Origin of the sequence: Vreelandella nigrificans (genome assembly GCF_002374315.1) — a bacterium.
GTDB lineage: Bacteria > Pseudomonadota > Gammaproteobacteria > Pseudomonadales > Halomonadaceae > Vreelandella > Vreelandella nigrificans.
Genome location: NZ_NWUX01000028.1, coordinates 41215 through 57744, shown reverse-complemented (window position 1 = coordinate 57744; position 16530 = coordinate 41215). Strand labels below are relative to the sequence as shown.

The window sequence follows — 16530 nt, the reverse complement described above, 5'->3', positions numbered from 1 at the left end:
CTACCACGCGCCAAGGGAGATCGAGAAAATCGCGGAAGCAGCTTAATAAAAGTGTCCGCTACGACTTGACCAGAACAGAAACCATCTGGCAGCTGTTAGTGCAAGACTACCCCGACTACTTCGCGCCTATTCACCTAGTGGGTCGCTTGGGCCTGCACCGCGAGCTACTTGCCAACGGCAGCGCTGAACTTGAAAGTTTGGGAATTACTGGCGAGCATTTATCAGGCATTAACCGCGTACTGATTGGCGAAAGTGGCTGGCAAGTATTGGCTACCGAGCTGGGTGCGCTGATAGAGGCCACCCTTGCCACGCAGCCTGAAGGGCAATGTCTGCAACTGCTTGAAGCAGGCCCCTGCGCGCCCGCGCTCGGCCAGCGCCTGCTAGAGCAGCTTGCCAACGCACCCCATATTGCTAAAGGCACGCACCACTACCGTGCCATCACTACCAGCGATACTGCACGCCATCAAGCAGAGCAGTTACAAGAGCGCTTCCCGCTGATAGATGTCCAGCCGTTGGAAGAAACACCACCTACGCTCACGAATGCAGAGAAAGCCCAGCTTGCGTTTATCAGCGTGGATGTGACTCAGCCCGAACGTACTCGACAGCTAATTGAAAGCCTACCCGCACTGCTTGCGCCTGGCGCCCAGATTATGGTGGTAGGCATCTCGCCAAGCCGTTGGCTGGATGATCTATTGGCAACCCCAGGTATCGACCAAAACGCCCTGGAGCAAAGCACGCTCAGCGACTGGCTGAATAACCAAGGCTTCAGCGTATCGCCACCTATCGCGCTGGAAGAAGGCGATATAGGTGCATACCTGCTCCACGCTCAGGTTATTAACGCCGATGAGCAACCAACGTTAGCGCTGCCAGCGGCGCACCACCTTATTGTTGCAGAGCACGAGCAAGACGCACTGGCGACACAGCTTGCTGAGCAGCTCACCAAACTGTCTAGCAGCGCTAATGTGTCTAACAGTGCTGATGTGTCTAGTAGCGCCAAGGTATGGTTGCGGATTAGCGATGCAACCCCACAGGTACTGCTGAGCGAAGCACTTGATGAAGCGAGCGAGATACCCGAAGCGCTCAACTCGGCAGCACTTAACATCGTTGACTTGCGCGGCCTAGGGGCTACAACCACGACAGCCCAAACCCAACGCTGCCACAATGCACAACAGTGGTCGCTGGCGTTGGAAGCTAGTGGTCTTGAAGGGCAAGGCAGCCGCGTCACGCTCTGGCTGCCTACCCAAGAGTCGCATACTGGTGACGATGCCGCGCTATGGGGCTTTGGTCGCTCGCTGGCCAACGAAGCAGTTGGCCATCTCGTTACGCTAATCGACCTACCGGTAGCCCCCAGCACCGCGGCAATAGCAGCCATTGCAGCCTCTATTGCGGCGCCGGATAGTGAAAACGAGCTGGTGATCACCCAAGAAGGCACGCGTCTAGCTACCCGGCTACGCACCTTGCCTGCGCCGCATCCGCTACAAGAGCAGAAAGCTGCACCGCGGCAGGCGATGACCCTTGGCTTCGCTCTACCGGGCCAACTGCGCCAGCTACAGTGGCGGCCGCGTCAGTTGCCGACCCTAAGCGCAGATGAAGTTGAGATTCGCGTTAAGGCCACCGGTCTTAACTTCCGCGATGTGATGTACACCCTCGGCCTGCTATCCGATGAAGCGATTGAAAACGGCTTTGCGGGCCCCACTCTCGGGCTTGAATTCTCGGGCGAAGTCGTCGCGGTAGGTGCCAATGTTAAGCATGTTGCACCAGGCCAAGCGGTAGTGGGCTTTGGGCCTGCCAGCTTCAGTGACCGGTTGATTGCCAGCCAGCACGCCGTAGCACCGCTGCCAGAAGGCGTTAGCTATGCTGCTGCAGCCACCATCCCGACCACCTTCTTTACCGTCTACTACGCGCTGAAGCACTTAGCGCGCCTTGAGCCCGGCGAGAAAGTGTTGATTCATGGTGCCGCAGGTGGCGTCGGCATTGCCGCCCTACAGATTGCCCAGTGGATGGGGGCGGAGATATACGCCACCGTAGGCTCGGAAGAGAAGCGTGACTTTTTACGCTTGATGGGTGTCGCGCACATCTACGACTCCCGCTCGCTCACCTTTGCTGAAGAGATTCTTCGGGATACTAAAGGCGAAGGCGTGGATATCGTGCTGAACTCTCTAGCGGGTGAAGCAATCAACCAGAACTTACGCGCCTTGCGTCCATTTGGACGCTTTTTAGAACTGGGCAAGCGTGACTTCTACGAAAACACCCATATTGGCCTGCGCCCATTCCGCAACAATCTCAGCTACTTCGGCATCGACTCCGACCAGCTGATGAAGGTGCAGCCAGCGCTTACCCAGCGCTTGTTTGGTGAAATGATGGCGCTGTTTAACGACGGCACCCTCAGCCCACTGCCCTTTACCGCCTTCAGCCATAGCCAAGTCATTGACGCCTTCCGCTATATGCAGCAGGCGCGGCAGATCGGCAAAGTCGTGGTGACCTACGAACAGCCAATTGCACCACCCAGTAACGAGGCACTCGGCACCGATGCCCTAACACTGCCCGCAGAGGCCAGCTATCTGGTCACCGGAGGCCTTGGCGGCTTTGGTCTAAAAACGGCTCAATGGTTAGTGAGCAAAGGCGCCCGACAGCTGATTCTGCTTAGCCGCAGTGGCCCCGCCAGCGAAGAGGCCCAGGCAGCTATCACGGCCTTTGAAGCCCAGGGTGTCAACGTGCTGGCAACAGCATGTGACATTACTGACCGCGATGCCCTAGCCAAGGTAATGGAGCGTGCCCAGCTCGAGCTTGCTCCACTACGTGGAATCGTACACGCCGCCACAGTGATTGATGATGGCTTGATTCGCAATTTAGATGCCGAGCGCATCCAAAAAGTACTGTCACCCAAAATTGATGGTGCACGCCATCTGGATGCCCTGAGCCGTGATGCTGAGCTGGACTTCTTTATTCTGTACTCCTCAGCCACCACGCTTTTCGGCAACCCAGGCCAAGCCAACTACGTCGCCGCTAACCACTGGCTAGAAGCCTTTGCTGCTCGCCGCCGTGCAGAGGGCCTGCCCGCCACCTGCATACGCTGGGGTGCGATTGAAGATGTTGGCTTCTTAGCACGTAACACCCGCACACGGGATGCTCTACAAGAACGCTTGGGCGGTTCTGCCCTGCGCTCAGACGACGCCCTAAAGGTGCTTGAACAGATGCTGGTTACTCCAGGCCCCAGCCTTGGCGTGCTGGAGCTAGAGTGGGGTGCATTAGCTCGCTTCCTGCCCACCGCTAACGCGCCGCGATTTATGGAAATTGCCCGCGCCAGCGATGAAGACAGCAGTACCGACAGCGATAACGATATCAGCGCACTGCTTGCCGATCTCTCCCCGGAAGAGCTGCATAGCACCGTGACTGACTTGCTACGCGCCGAGCTTGCCAGCATTCTGCTGATCGATGAAGAGAAGATCGACGTCAACCGTTCGGTTTACGATATGGGCTTCGATTCGCTGATGGGTGTAGAGCTCATGACGGCTATTGAAAACCGGTTAGGTGTCCAGGTGCCCGTTATGGTGCTTAGTGAAGCCTCTACCCTGGATAAACTCGCAGGTGTGCTGATACAAAAACTGCATCAGCACGACGATGATGTTGAAGAAGCGCCACAAGATGCGTTAGCCTCTCTGGCCGCTCGCCACGGGGCGGATACGCTTACTAATGAGCCGACTTCAACACCTGCGACCGAGACACCATGACCGTCAAGCGCTCCGAACTGAAACGACAACTGCTGGAACAGGCCCGTAAACGACCGACCCCACGCGCCACCAATCCAGCCACCCCAGCGATCAATGGGGTAGATGCAACTCGTACAGTACCCGAGCGTTTTACCCGGTTCGATGCTCACCCTGGCTATCAGCAGCTTGCAATGATGCGCCAGGGTGCCGAACAGCTGGGACTGGTAGACCCATTCTTCAAGGTACACGAAGGCCTTGCCGGTGCGACCAGCATTATTCAAGGCAATACCTGTATCAACTTCGCTAGCTACAACTACCTGGGTTACTCCGGTGACCCACGTGTTGTTCAAGCCGCTTGTGATGCGGCAGCGCACTACGGCACCTCTGTTTCTGCCAGCCGCGTCGTGTCTGGCGAACGCCCCATCCATGGCGAGCTAGAGCAGGCCATCGCCAATGCCTATGGTGTGGAAGATGCCGTCGCCTTCGTTAGTGGCCATGCCACTAACGTCTCTACCCTTGGCTACTTGCTCGGCCCTAAAGACCTGGTACTCCATGATGAGTACATTCACAACAGCTCGCTGGTAGGCGCCCAGCTCTCTGGCGCTAAACGGATGTCGTTTAGCCATAACGACCCCGATGCGCTGGATGCCCTGCTAAGTCGTCATCGGCACCAGTTTGAACGGGTGTTGATAGTGATTGAGGGGCTTTACAGTATGGATGGCGACATCCCCGACCTGCCCCGCTTTATTGAGTTAAAGCAGCGCCATCAAGCGTGGCTAATGGTGGATGAAGCACATTCCTTTGGTGTAATGGGAGCAACTGGCTTAGGACTCCGGGAGCACTTTGCGATCAACCCAACCGATGTAGATATCTGGATGGGAACCATGAGCAAAACGCTCTCAGGATGCGGCGGCTATATCGCAGGCAATAAGGCACTCGTTGAAACACTGCGCTACTTCGCACCCGGCTTTTTGTACAGCGTTGGTATGCCCGCCCAGGTGGCCGCTCCCTCGCTGAAAGTGCTGGAGCTAATGCAGCAAGAGCCGGAACGGGTTACTCAGTTGCAAACGATTTCCCACTATTTCTTGCAGCAGGCTCAAGCCCGTGGCCTGGATACTGGGCACAGCATAGGCTCGGCAGTGGTACCCGTTATTGTGGGCAGCTCCCCCCTTGCGGCACACCTTTCCCATGCGCTGTTTGAGCAGCATATCAACGTGCAGCCCATTCTCTATCCAGCCGTCCCAGAAAAAAGTGCTCGACTCCGCTTCTTCCTCTCCTGCGAACATACCCAGGCGCATATCGACAAAACCCTAGACGTGCTAGTTACCCTGCTCGCCAATGCCCAGAGGTAGTGGCTATGCAAGAGACGAAGTACACAGAGAGCACTCAACCCTGCTGGTACGTAATTCAATGCAAAGGCGGCGAGTCGTTCCGCGCCGCTGAGCACCTCGCCAACCAGGGGTACGAAGTGTTTCACCCGGTGCTGGGGGTCAAACGCAAGCGTCAGGGAAAACTCACCACCATCACCGAGCCGCTCTTCCCTTACTACCTGTTTATCCGTTTGGATCAAATAGTCAGTAATTGGAGGCCGATTCGGTCAACCCGTGGTGTGCTACGCCTACTGACCTTTGGCAACACCCCCGTTGCAGTGCCCGATGCGCTAGTTGAAACCTTGCGTGCACAGCCTCACCACCAAGAGGGTAGCCACAGCTACTTCTGTGCAGGGGAGAAAGTGACCATCACTGACGGCCCCTTCAAAGATTTAGAGGCCGTCTTCAAACGCTGTAAAGGTGAAGAGCGCGCCATTGTCCTGCTTAGCGTGCTCCAACGCCCGCAAGACATAGAACTCCCCGTCCGTAGCCTACAAAAACGCGAAGGGTAACTGACCGCACCCGCACCACCTCCGCGGGTGCGCCGTAGGCTTACCACGCGCTACAAACCCAATAATCAACCCACCACAGACCCGTAGCGCGGTGTAACGAGCCTTGTGAGAGGAACGAACAACTGCGAGGCACCCGCGACGAACCAGCCACCCAGTCACGCCGAGCCACCTCCGCGGGTGCGCCGTAGGCTTACCACGCGCTACAACCCAATAATCAACCCACCACAGACCCGTAGCGCGGTGTAACGAGCTTTGTGAGAGGAACGAACAACTGCGAGGCACCCGCGACGAACCAGCCACCCGGCCACGCCGAGCCACCATCGCGGGTGCGCCGTAGGCTTACCACGCGCTACAACCCAATAATCAAACCACCACAAACCCGTAGCGCGGTGTAACGAATCTCGCGAGGAACGAGCGAATGAGGCACCCGCGACGAACCAGCCACCCGGCCACGCCGAGCCACCTCCGCGGGTGCGCCGTAGGCTTACCACGCGCTACAAACCCAATAATCAAACCACCACAAACTCGTAGCGCGGCGTAACGAGCTTTGTGAGAGGAACGAACAACTGCGAGGCACCCGCGACGAACCAGCCACCCGGCCACGCCGAGCCACCTTCGCGGGTGCGCCGTAGGCTTACCACGCGCTACAACCCCAATAATCAACCCACCACAAACCTGTAGCGCGGTGTAACGAGCCTTGTGAGAGGAACGAACAAATGCGAGGCACCCGCGGTGAAGAAGCCACCCAGCCCACCGAGCCACCTCCGCGGGTGCGCCGTAGGCTTACCACGCGCTACAACCCAATAATCAAACCACCACAAACCCGTAGCGCGGCGTAACGAGCCTTGTGAGAGGAACGAACAAATGCGAGGCACCCGCGGTGAAGAAGCCACCCGATATATAACCCAGGTGTGGGCTTGAAATGCTCAGGTGACCTTATCGGTGAAACTGCTGCTCGCGCTCGGGCTGCCAAAAAATCGCATCGACACGCAAACGAACTTCGGTGTTATTCGGCAGTGGCCATTCAATCACATCGCCTATTCTCAGGCCGATTAACGCCGCACCAATGGGTGCCATCACCGAGATGCCATCCTCAACACTATCAAGCGCGTGAGGGTACACCAGCGTGCGAATCATCTGGCGCTCTCGGGTTAAATCAGTAAAGCGAATCTGGCTATTCATGCTCACCACATCCTCAGGGATATCCTGAGGGTCGAGCACTTCACCACGCATCAACTCCTCTTCAAGTAACTCAGCCACCATTAAGTCTTTCTCAGCGGCATTATCGATCAGGCGCTGAAGCCGTTCGGCATCAAGACGGTTAATGATAATTGGAGGACGCTGCCCCATTCTTACTCTCCTCAGAAAGCAGTAAAAAAACACACCAACAAAAAAAGCCCTCCCCTATAAGGGAAGGACTATGTCCAGCCACTATATACGGATTAATTTATAAAAGCGATCAGGTAACACCCTGCTCAATCATGGCATCCGCAACCTTACGGAAACCCGCAATATTAGCCCCTAATACCAAGTTACCTGGCTCGCCAAACTCCTCTGCTGTATCAGCGCATTGACGATGAATATCCGCCATTATCTGCTTCAGTTTCTGGTCAACTTTCTCCAGCGGCCACTGTTCCATGCTGCTGTTTTGCGCCATTTCCAACTGACTGGTCGCCACTCCACCCGCATTGGCAGCTTTACCAGGCCCGTAAGCAATCTTGGCCTCCAGGAAAAGATCGACAGCCTCTTTTGTTGAAGGCATGTTAGCACCCTCACTCACGCAGCAAACCCCATTTGCCAGCAGCATCTTCGCGTCAGCTTCGGTAAGCTCATTTTGTGTGGCGCAGGGAAATGCCGCATCGCCAGCAATACGCCACACCGCATGGCCATCTTGCGGGTAGTCACGCACGGAAATGAAGTGCGCTTCCGGGTGATCGTGAAGATAGCTTTCCAATGAAGCGCGCTGCACTTCTTTCAGTTGCTTCAACAAACCTAAATCAATACCGCTAGGGTCATGGATCGTGCCAGTGGAGTCACTGCAAGTCACTGGCTTGGCACCCAGCTCATACAGCTTCTCAATAGTGTAGATGGCTACATTGCCCGCGCCAGAAACTAAACAGGTTTTACCGCGCAACTCCTCTTCACGAGCGGTAAGCATATTCTGGGCGAAGTACACCGCCCCATAACCTGTTGCCTCTTTACGCCCCAGAGAGCCACCCCAGTTAAGCCCTTTGCCCGTCAGCACACCTTCGTAACGGCCGGTAATCCGCTTATATTGACCAAATAGATAGCCAATCTCTCTTGCTCCAACGCCAATATCACCAGCTGGCACATCGCAATGCGGGCCAATATGGCGGTAAAGCTCGGTCATAAACGACTGACAAAAGCGCATAATTTCATTGTCTGACTTTCCTTTCGGGTCAAAGTCAGAGCCGCCTTTACCACCGCCAATCGGCAAGCCCGTTAGTGCATTTTTAAAAATCTGTTCAAACCCTAAGAACTTAATCGTCCCAGAGGTCACACTAGGGTGGAAACGTAGCCCCCCCTTATAAGGCCCAAGTGCTGAATTAAACTGGACGCGATACCCCTTATTCACTTGTACCCTGCCAGCATCATCCACCCAGCTCACCCGAAACATCACTTGGCGCTCAGGTTCCACAATACGCTCAATAATACTGTGCTGGTGATAGTGCGGCGCACGCTCAAATAACGGACGAAGACACTCAAGAACTTCTTCAATCGCTTGGTAAAACTCTGACTGTGCAGGGCTACTTTTTGCTAAACGCGTCAGCGTATCGTGAACATAAGGCATAAACAGTCACCACCTACAGTTTAAAAACGTCAATTTGCTGGCCAGAGCGTTCACGTATTTAACTGTGAGTACGCAAACCTGCATACCCTATGCCGGTTCGGTATAGTGCAAAAAAACATAAAAACTAGACTAAAGTGGCACCTGGATCACTCTTTTTTGGCATATTAAACAAAGCCTCATAAACGATACTTCAACGAAAATAGTGAAAAAGAGAGGGATATCAAAGTACATAACGGTAACAAAACACATACTGCCGAACGCTTCTACCTCATCAACCCGTTCCCACTGCTCCTTCCTCAAAACCAACACTCTTATCTAACCAGCCTTCAATTTTAAAACGCCTCAACATGCGCTTAGTTTTACCCACACAAAATGTTACAAAATGTAAATTAAGTGCGCGTTTTGTATTACCTGCTACCTTAAAAATAGTGAACATATTTGCAAAATATACTGAGCATTTAGATCTTGAGACATTCAAGCGAGATGCTCTTGTTTCACAGGACAAATCTCTAAGCAATTAATCTCTCTCAATGGAGTTTATTATGCTTTTCTCTAGATGCTCTCGCATTACTGGCTACAGTCTCGTGGTGGGCGCTCTTGCCTTCACACCAAACTTACAAGCCCAGGTCAGCGGCACCATTGATGCCTCAATTACCCTCGAAGCCGCCTGCTCAGTCGATGGCGAAGAGGGCTCTGGAGTCGACTTCGGTAGTTTGGCATTCGGTTCTCATTCTGCACTGTTCGGCCAGGCAGATGCCCAGGTTGCGGGTGCCGGTGGCATCACGGTGCTCTGCTCACCTGGCGTTACTCCTACCTTCACGCTACTTAGTGGATTGCATGATGGCGAAGTTGCCCCGGCCATTCATGCGATGGAGGACACTGATGCAACGTCCTACATCGGCTACACCCTCTACACCGATGAAACTCGTACGGATGTGCTAGATATTAACGGCACCATCGTGCTGGACGAATTCTCCAACACCCCGCAGACAGTTGCCCTCTATGGGCGCGCCTTCGGCGATCCAGGCAACCTGCCTGCCGGGACTTACACTGACACATTACAAGTTGAGCTGACCTGGTAGCTTCTCGAATGACTTGGGGCTTACGACTCATTGGCCCAATGATAGTGATAGTGGGGATTGCTCAGGCAGCCCCCACTGACACCTTCATGGTATCGGCGACCATCACCCCAGGCTGCCTTGTCAATCATGGCATTCCTTCTGAGGGCGCCCAGGTTGGCATACTAGGTAGCCTAGCATTTGGCACCGCCTCGGCGCTGTCTCAAGAGACACGTAATGTGGCGCTGCTCTCCTCTGGGTCCTTTACGCTCAGCTGTACACCTGGAATCCCATTAAGCATGAGCATTGATGGAGGGCTACAACCGAATGCTGGACGACAGCTCAAACGAAATGATGGAAGCGAGACACTAACTTACCAACTCTATCGAGATGCAGCCTTAGCTAACCCTATTGGCATTGACCAGCCAATTACCATAGACACCACCACAACTCCCGACAACATCCCACTCCCCGTCTGGGGCAGCCTGACCCTACCGGGCAATCTGCCTGCGGGGAGCTATAGCGACGAGCTAGTGCTAACGCTGGAGTGGTGACATCGCAGCGACTTGGGCACGTCTAATTAAGGAGAATACCCATGTTAGCAATTCGCTTCGGTCACAATTTAGGCATCCTCGCACTTCTGGGCGCGCTTATGGCTCCCCTCACTGCGGCAGCTAACTCACTGTTAATTTGGCCTATTTATCCCATCATCGAAAGCCACCAGCAGGCCAGTGCACTGTGGCTGGAAAATAGAGGCCGCCAAACGGTCAACATGCAACTCCGCATATTTGCCTGGTCTCAGGAAGGAGGGAATGACCACTATCAGCCTCAGCAAACCCTGGTTGGTAGCCCCCCAATGATGACTATCGCGCCAGGTGAACGGCAGATGGTACGTTTGCTTCGCCAAGCCTCAACTCCCCCAGGCCAAGAGCAAGCCTATCGCATCATCGTTGACGAAATACCAGCCCTGGCAGCTAACGACAGGGTTCCAGAGACACCTCGCGCGGCTGTGCGCTTACAAATGCGCTACTCTTTACCGCTGTTCGTTTATGGCGAAGGAGCATCTCCACCAGCACGCTTAGCCAATAGCGGCACACCATACCCAGGGCTCACCTGGAGAGTCGTTCAACAGGGGGGGCAACCACAACTAGAGATACGTAACGCTGGCCAGCATCATGTACGTCTTAGCCAAGTAGCCTTCGAACAATCAGGACAACGTGCCGAAATTACTGAAGGACTGCTTGGCTATGTGCTTCCCGGCCAAATGCGGCGCTGGCCGCTACCTCCAGGCCTCAGGCCAACTGGTGAACTTCGCGCGCACGTTTCAGGGGTCGGCCACCGTATTTCGCCCGAGTAGGTACCAGCATGCTCAAACGTTTCTGCTGGCACCTCCAAGCATGGCTTACCTCAAGCTGCTGCGCCTTGCTCCTGATGGCGGTGACTATGCCAGCGGTTGGTCAGACACTGCCGCCGCCGCCACGCGCCGGCGCCTCTGCAGCAGTATGGGAGCTTCATTTAGAGATAATCGTCAATCAGCGCTCTACCCAACGTATCGAGCAAGTAACACAACGAGACGGCGAACTGTTCATCAAGCGTGAGGTGTTACTTGAAATTGGGCTGCCCAGCGAACACCTCAACCATCAAGATCACACTAATCTCAGCCAGTTAAATGGTTTGGAGGCTAGTTACCACAGCCCTAGCCAACGGCTTTATATTGAGGTGCCGCCCGACTGGTTACCCCATCAGTTTCACACCAACACACGCCAAAACGATACGCTCACACTACACACTAGCCCAGGCGCGTTGCTTAACTACGACGCCTACATCAGCGATACACAGCACAGTGCCACATTGGCTAGCTTAGGACATGAAGCACGCCTTTTCGGCGCCGCGGGGACGCTAAGCACTTCGGGCATTTACCGCGAGATAGTGACTGGCGAGAGCGGGCTAACCGAAGGGTATCGACGTTTCGACACCCGCTGGGAATATGCTGACCAAGAACGCATGATCCAATACGCCGCCGGAGACGTTATCACTCGGCCACTGGGCTGGACTAATGCAGTGCGCCTCGGAGGCATTCAGGTCTCCCGTAACTTCGCCCTACGTCCCGACCTAATCACCCATCCATTACCCGAATTTTCCGGCGAAGCCGCAGTGCCCACTACCCTAGACCTATTCATCGATGGCTCACGACAATCCTCGATGGAATTAGCCCCCGGCCCCTTCACTGTCACCAATATGCCGATGGTCACCGGCGCGGGTACAGCCATGATAGTGACCACAGATAGCCAAGGGCGGCGAGTATCAACCAGCTTACCGTTTTACGTTTCCAGCGAGCTACTGCAACCTGGCTTAAGCAGCTTCAGCATTAGTACTGGCGCCCTACGGCGTAACTTCGGCCAACGTGATTTTGACTATGGCGGAGCAGCGGCCACCGGCAGCTACCGGCGCGGCATCAATAATCACTTCACAATAGAGTTGCAGACCGAAGCCAGCGAAGACCTAACCACAGTGGGTGCGGGTGGTACTTTCGGCTTATGGCGGCTAGGCACTTTGGAGACAGCCTACCGCCAAAGCCATAGCGAAGGCGTCACAGGTGAGGCATACACAGCAGGGTATCGTTACCGAAGCCGCCGCTTTAACATGGGCCTGCGCCATCAAATAGAACAAGCGGACTTCACTGACCTTTCCCGCAGCATACATAGCGCTTCAAGCGAAAAAACACAGCGAGAGGTTACTCAGCTCACTGCTGGCCTCAGCCTTGGCCAAATGGGATCACTGGCTGGTGGCTACTTCGATATCAAAACCGGAGACGACAGCCGCACACGGCTGTTTAACCTGTCCTATAACCGCCCCCTATGGGAACGTATGCACCTTTCGCTATCCGCCAACCGAGAAGTGGGCGGCAGCTGGAATACCCTGGCTCAGATTACACTACCGCTGAATAGCCGCCCTGGCACACTAAGCACCAGCATGCAGCGGAACAGCGACGGAGAGATCAGAACTAGAACCCAATATGCCCATAACCCTCCACTCCAGGGAGGTTGGGGCTGGAACTTAGCTTATGAGCACCGTGATACAGATAGCGACTACCGCCAAGCGGAGGTTGCCTGGCGTGGTGTCTCCACTGAATTGCGTGGAGGTATCTTCGGCACTGGGAACGATGACGTACGCTTTGCCAATGCCAGAGGCTCACTGGTGCGCATGGATAACCAGTGGTTCGCTACCAACTATATACGCGATGGGTTTGTCGTGGTGAGCACCGATGGCCAAGCCGACATACCGGTTCGCTACGAGAACCAACTGGTTGGCCATACCCGTGACAGCGGCCACCTGCTAGTTCCCTGGGCACGTGCTTACTATGCCGGCAAGTACGAGATTGACCCTTTGATACTTCCCGCCAACCTTAGCGCCCCAAAAATAGAGCAGCGCATCGCAGTAAATGCCGGTAGCGGGTACCTACTGCGCTTCCCCGTTGAACGCATAGTGGCGGCAACGCTGGAAATCGTGGATAGTCAAGGCGAGCCGCTGCCATTAGGTTCTCAGATTATCGTTGATAGTGGTGCAACATCTTTGGTTGGCTGGGATGGCCTTACCTACCTTGAAGGCCTGGAGAGTGATAATCGACTCCAAGTAACGCTTCCCAATGGCAGCAAGTGCGCGCTAACCCTATCTATCGATACCCACATCAATGATGTTCAGCAGCTAGGGCCTCAATCATGCCTATAGGGGAACCCCATCATATGCCACAGCCACCCACGGCACTGCACAGGAATCGCCGAAGCTGGTCAATTGGGGCCATGCTACTGCTCTTGTTATGCATCAGCCCTGCTGCTTGGTCGTGCACAATCAGCCCGAGCGTCACTGCCACCTTTGCAAGCGCCAGCTCATTCGCTATCGCCAGCACACCCCAAACTACCTCAGCCCAGCCCAACGCAGGTGCTGTCTGCAGAGGGTCTGTACTCGGGCTAGCCGTCGTATCCGACCAATGGATCCGCGCTACGCTTTCCAGTGCTAATCAAGGAGCACTAGTTAATGCCGCCAGCGGAGATGCTATTTCTTACCGTATTTTCGCCCTGGCTGCAGCGAACGAAGAGATCTTTCTCAACACAACATATAACTATTTCAACCCCGTACTGATTGACTTGCTCGGCCTGATCGGCGGTCAGAGCGTCAATATACCCATGGAGTTTCGCACCCTAACCACCGCTAATGTGGCAGCCGGTACATATACTGACACCATAACCATCAACTGGAACTGGCGCATCTGCAATGTAGGCGTACTCGTATGCCTCGGTTTCCGCACTGGCTCGGGTGTCAGCACAGTCAGCCTCAGCATGGCAGTTACCCCAGACTGCGCCATTCAATCCCCCGATCTGGACTTCGGCAGTGCTCCGCTTGTGGCTGGCTTCGACCCAGTGACACAAACCATCGATATTACCTGTACCAAAGGTAGCGACTTCTCAGTGGGGTTAAGTGATGGCCAACAGCCTGCCGCGAGCATCCGGCGCATGGAGAATAATGGCAACTACTTGGAGTATCAGCTCTACAAAGGCCCAACCGGTAGCGAGCGCTGGGGCAATACTGGCAGCGAACGGCGCTCTTCTGCCACTGCCGACACCAACCCAGGCACACCAAGCGGTGTAACCGGTCAAGGCTTCACCTACCGAGGAGAGATTCTCCCAGGACAAACCACGCCACCATCAGGCACCTACACAGACGTAATCGTGGTCGACGTTATTTTCTAACCCGCTCCGCGGGTGCGCCGTAGGCTTCCCCGCGCTACAAAACCATCAACACCAACCTATTGCACCTACCGTAGCGCGGCGTAACGAATCTCGCGAGGAACGAGCGTATGAGGCACCCGCGATGGTGACGGAGCCACCCAGGTACGTCTAGGCTGAGTACCATCGCGGGTGCGCCGTAGGCTTACCACGCGCTACAAAACCATCAATACCAATCTATTGCACCTGCCGTAGCGCGGCGTAACGAATCTCGCGAGGGACGAGCGTATGAGGCACCCGCGATGGGTGACGGTGCCACTCTTCTACATCGAGGCACCATATACTCCATAGAATGACGGCAAAACCACTCAGTATTGTGCAACTACCTAAACTGAGCATTAAAATGGAATTTTCAACACTCCCTCATGCCACTAGGCAAAGGAGAAAAGACTTGTTGCAAGGAGGCATTCGTGGCTACTTATCGACGCGCATACATTCCAGGCGGCACTTATTTCTTTACGGTTGTGACTCACAACCGGCAGCCACTATTTACAAAACGACAAAATAGAGATGCCCTTGGGCAGGCTTTTCGTCGCGTCAAAGCTAAGGCCCCCTTCGTTATGGATGCCTGTGTCCTCCTTCCCGACCACCTGCACTGTATCTGGACACTTCCACAAGATGATACTGATTACTCATCACGCTGGAGAGATATCAAAAAACACGCTTCAAGAAATTTCCTACTCCCGGCCAAAGCAACAGGTACTTGGCAGCGGGGATTCTGGGAGCATGTTATACGTGACGAACAAGATTGGCAGCGGCATATGGATTATATTCATTACAATCCAGTAAAGCATGGGTGGGCTAGTGCACCAAACAACTGGCCTTGGTCAAGCTTTCATAGGCACGTAAAGAAGGGGTGGTATGACCAAGATTGGGGCTCAAACGACACACCATCCATAGCAGATATCAAAGGCGAATAGCGCTTAATACCGGCGCCCCCAGGTACGCCTATGCAGGGCAACATCCGCGGGTGCGCCGTAGGCTTACCCGCGCTACAAAACCATTAACACCAATCTATTGCACCTACCGTAGCGCGGCGTAACGAATCTCGCGAGGGACGAGCGTATGAGGCACCCGCGATGGTGACGGCGCCACCCAGGGACGCTTACGCTGTGCAACATCCGCGGGTGCGCCATAGGCTTACCACGCGCTACAAAACCATCAACACCAATCTATTGCCTACCGTAGCGCGGCGTAACGAATCTCGCGAGGAACGAGCGTATGAGGCACCCGCGATGGTGATGCGTGCCACCCAGGTACGTCTACGACGATCAATGCCCCCAAGCAACGAAAGAAGGATTGAGCGTTTCTCTGGGGTTCGCGTAGCTCAGCGGTTCGCCTTCCAGGCTTTCCAAACGACCACCCGCCTGCAGCATTACAGCATGTGCTGCGGCAGTGTCCCATAAGCTAGTGGGGCCTAGGCGGGGGTATACATCGGCTTTGCCCTCAGCAATTAAACAGCACTTTAAAGAGCTGCCCATGGGAACAACGCTATGTTTGCCTAATTTATTTAACCAGGCAGCTAAAGCTGGATGAGGATGTGAGCGACTACCCATCACACGCCAAGTGGTCTCTTTGTCAGGCTTGCCTGCTACCTGGATAGCATGGCGCTGACCAGTAGTATCTATTTTAAAAGCCCCCACCCCTTCTGCTGCGATATACGCTACCTTTAACACCGGGGCGGTAACCACACCAAGTACAGGCCTACCGTTTTCGATTAGCGCAATATTGACGGTGAATTCATCATTTCGTTTGATAAATTCTTTCGTACCATCAAGTGGGTCTACCAGCCAGTACCGGCCATCGTCACCAACCCCGGTAAAGCCTTCGGCATCTTCTTCGGAAAGAATCGGTAGCTGGATAGAAAGTGACTGTAAGCCGCGCATAATTACCTGATGGGCAGCTTGGTCTGCATCAGTGACCGGGCTGTTATCGTCTTTGAGCTCGACGTTAAAGCCTTTCGCATAGATGTCCATGATGGCATCGCCAGCTTCGTACGCAATTTTGAGCACCTGTTCCAGTAAGGTTGGCATACCACCCCCGCTTAATGAAGCTATCTATTGAACGTACCTGTAGCGCGGTGTAACGAATCTCGCGAGGGACGAGCGTATGAGGCACCCGCGATGGTGACGGAACCACCCAGAGATGCCTAGGCTGAGTACCATCGCGGGTGCGCCGTAGGCTTACCCGCGCTACAAAACCATCAACACCAATCTATTGCACCTACCGTAGCGCGGCGTAACGAATCTCGCGAGGGACGAGCGTATGAGGCACCCGCGATGGT

Annotated in this window: 12 protein-coding genes and 1 pseudogene; 10 read left to right on the top strand and 3 right to left on the bottom strand. The window is 54.8% G+C overall.

Annotated elements, in window-relative coordinates; translation table 11 throughout:
• Positions 1–77: 77 nt before the first annotated feature.
• From CPA45_RS20315 to CPA45_RS23210, 4 genes and pseudogenes are all read left to right on the top strand, one after another.
• Positions 78–3731 (top strand): annotated as a pseudogene (locus tag CPA45_RS20315) (type I polyketide synthase); the annotation flags it as partial.
• Entirely contained in the window at positions 3728–5062 is a 1335-nt protein-coding gene (locus CPA45_RS20310) for an aminotransferase class I/II-fold pyridoxal phosphate-dependent enzyme (RefSeq protein WP_096654750.1), read from the top strand. The pseudogene CPA45_RS20315 and the gene CPA45_RS20310, both read left to right, overlap by 4 nt.
• Positions 5063–5067: 5 nt before the next feature.
• The gene (gene rfaH / locus CPA45_RS20305; RefSeq protein WP_096654748.1) at positions 5068–5592 is read left to right on the top strand and encodes a transcription/translation regulatory transformer protein RfaH; all 525 of its coding nucleotides are present in this window, start codon (positions 5068–5070) and stop codon (positions 5590–5592) included.
• A 716-nt stretch (positions 5593–6308) separates the two neighbouring features.
• On the top strand, positions 6309–6431 hold the full coding sequence (locus CPA45_RS23210) for a hypothetical protein (protein ID WP_279628828.1): 123 nt from the start codon (positions 6309–6311) through the stop codon (positions 6429–6431).
• A gap of 97 nt (positions 6432–6528) precedes the next feature.
• On the opposite strand, the gene rnk is transcribed toward CPA45_RS23210, so the two are convergent.
• Positions 6529–6942 (bottom strand): nucleoside diphosphate kinase regulator, encoded by a 414-nt coding sequence (gene rnk / locus CPA45_RS20300; RefSeq protein ID WP_078087060.1) that lies wholly within the window; start codon positions 6940–6942, stop codon positions 6529–6531.
• A 109-nt stretch (positions 6943–7051) separates the two neighbouring features.
• A complete protein-coding gene (gene gdhA / locus CPA45_RS20295; protein ID WP_096654746.1) occupies positions 7052–8404 on the bottom strand; it encodes an NADP-specific glutamate dehydrogenase in 1353 nt (450 codons plus the stop codon).
• A 542-nt stretch (positions 8405–8946) separates the two neighbouring features.
• Here gdhA and CPA45_RS20290 point away from each other — a divergent pair.
• The 6 genes from CPA45_RS20290 (at position 8947) to CPA45_RS20265 (ending at position 15166) form a co-directional block, all read left to right on the top strand.
• Positions 8947–9486, top strand: coding sequence for a Csu type fimbrial protein (locus tag CPA45_RS20290; protein ID WP_096654744.1), 540 nt, complete (start codon positions 8947–8949; stop codon positions 9484–9486).
• Positions 9487–9494: 8 nt separating this feature from the next.
• Positions 9495–10016, top strand: a complete 522-nt coding sequence (locus CPA45_RS20285) for a Csu type fimbrial protein (protein ID WP_208858567.1) — start codon at positions 9495–9497, stop codon at positions 10014–10016.
• A 41-nt stretch (positions 10017–10057) separates the two neighbouring features.
• Complete coding sequence (locus tag CPA45_RS20280) at positions 10058–10819, top strand: fimbrial biogenesis chaperone (RefSeq protein WP_096654742.1); 762 nt, start codon at positions 10058–10060, stop codon at positions 10817–10819.
• Between the two features lie 8 nt (positions 10820–10827).
• A complete protein-coding gene (locus CPA45_RS20275) occupies positions 10828–13191 on the top strand; it encodes a fimbria/pilus outer membrane usher protein (RefSeq protein ID WP_096654740.1) in 2364 nt (787 codons plus the stop codon).
• 14 nt (positions 13192–13205) lie between these two features.
• The gene (locus CPA45_RS20270; protein ID WP_165771597.1) at positions 13206–14210 is read left to right on the top strand and encodes a Csu type fimbrial protein; all 1005 of its coding nucleotides are present in this window, start codon (positions 13206–13208) and stop codon (positions 14208–14210) included.
• A 446-nt stretch (positions 14211–14656) separates the two neighbouring features.
• Complete coding sequence (locus tag CPA45_RS20265) at positions 14657–15166, top strand: REP-associated tyrosine transposase (RefSeq protein WP_096654736.1); 510 nt, start codon at positions 14657–14659, stop codon at positions 15164–15166.
• A 351-nt stretch (positions 15167–15517) separates the two neighbouring features.
• On the opposite strand, the gene cysQ is transcribed toward CPA45_RS20265, so the two are convergent.
• The gene (cysQ, locus tag CPA45_RS20260; RefSeq protein ID WP_096654734.1) at positions 15518–16279 is read right to left on the bottom strand and encodes a 3'(2'),5'-bisphosphate nucleotidase CysQ; all 762 of its coding nucleotides are present in this window, start codon (positions 16277–16279) and stop codon (positions 15518–15520) included.
• Between the last annotated feature and the right edge of the window lie 251 nt (positions 16280–16530).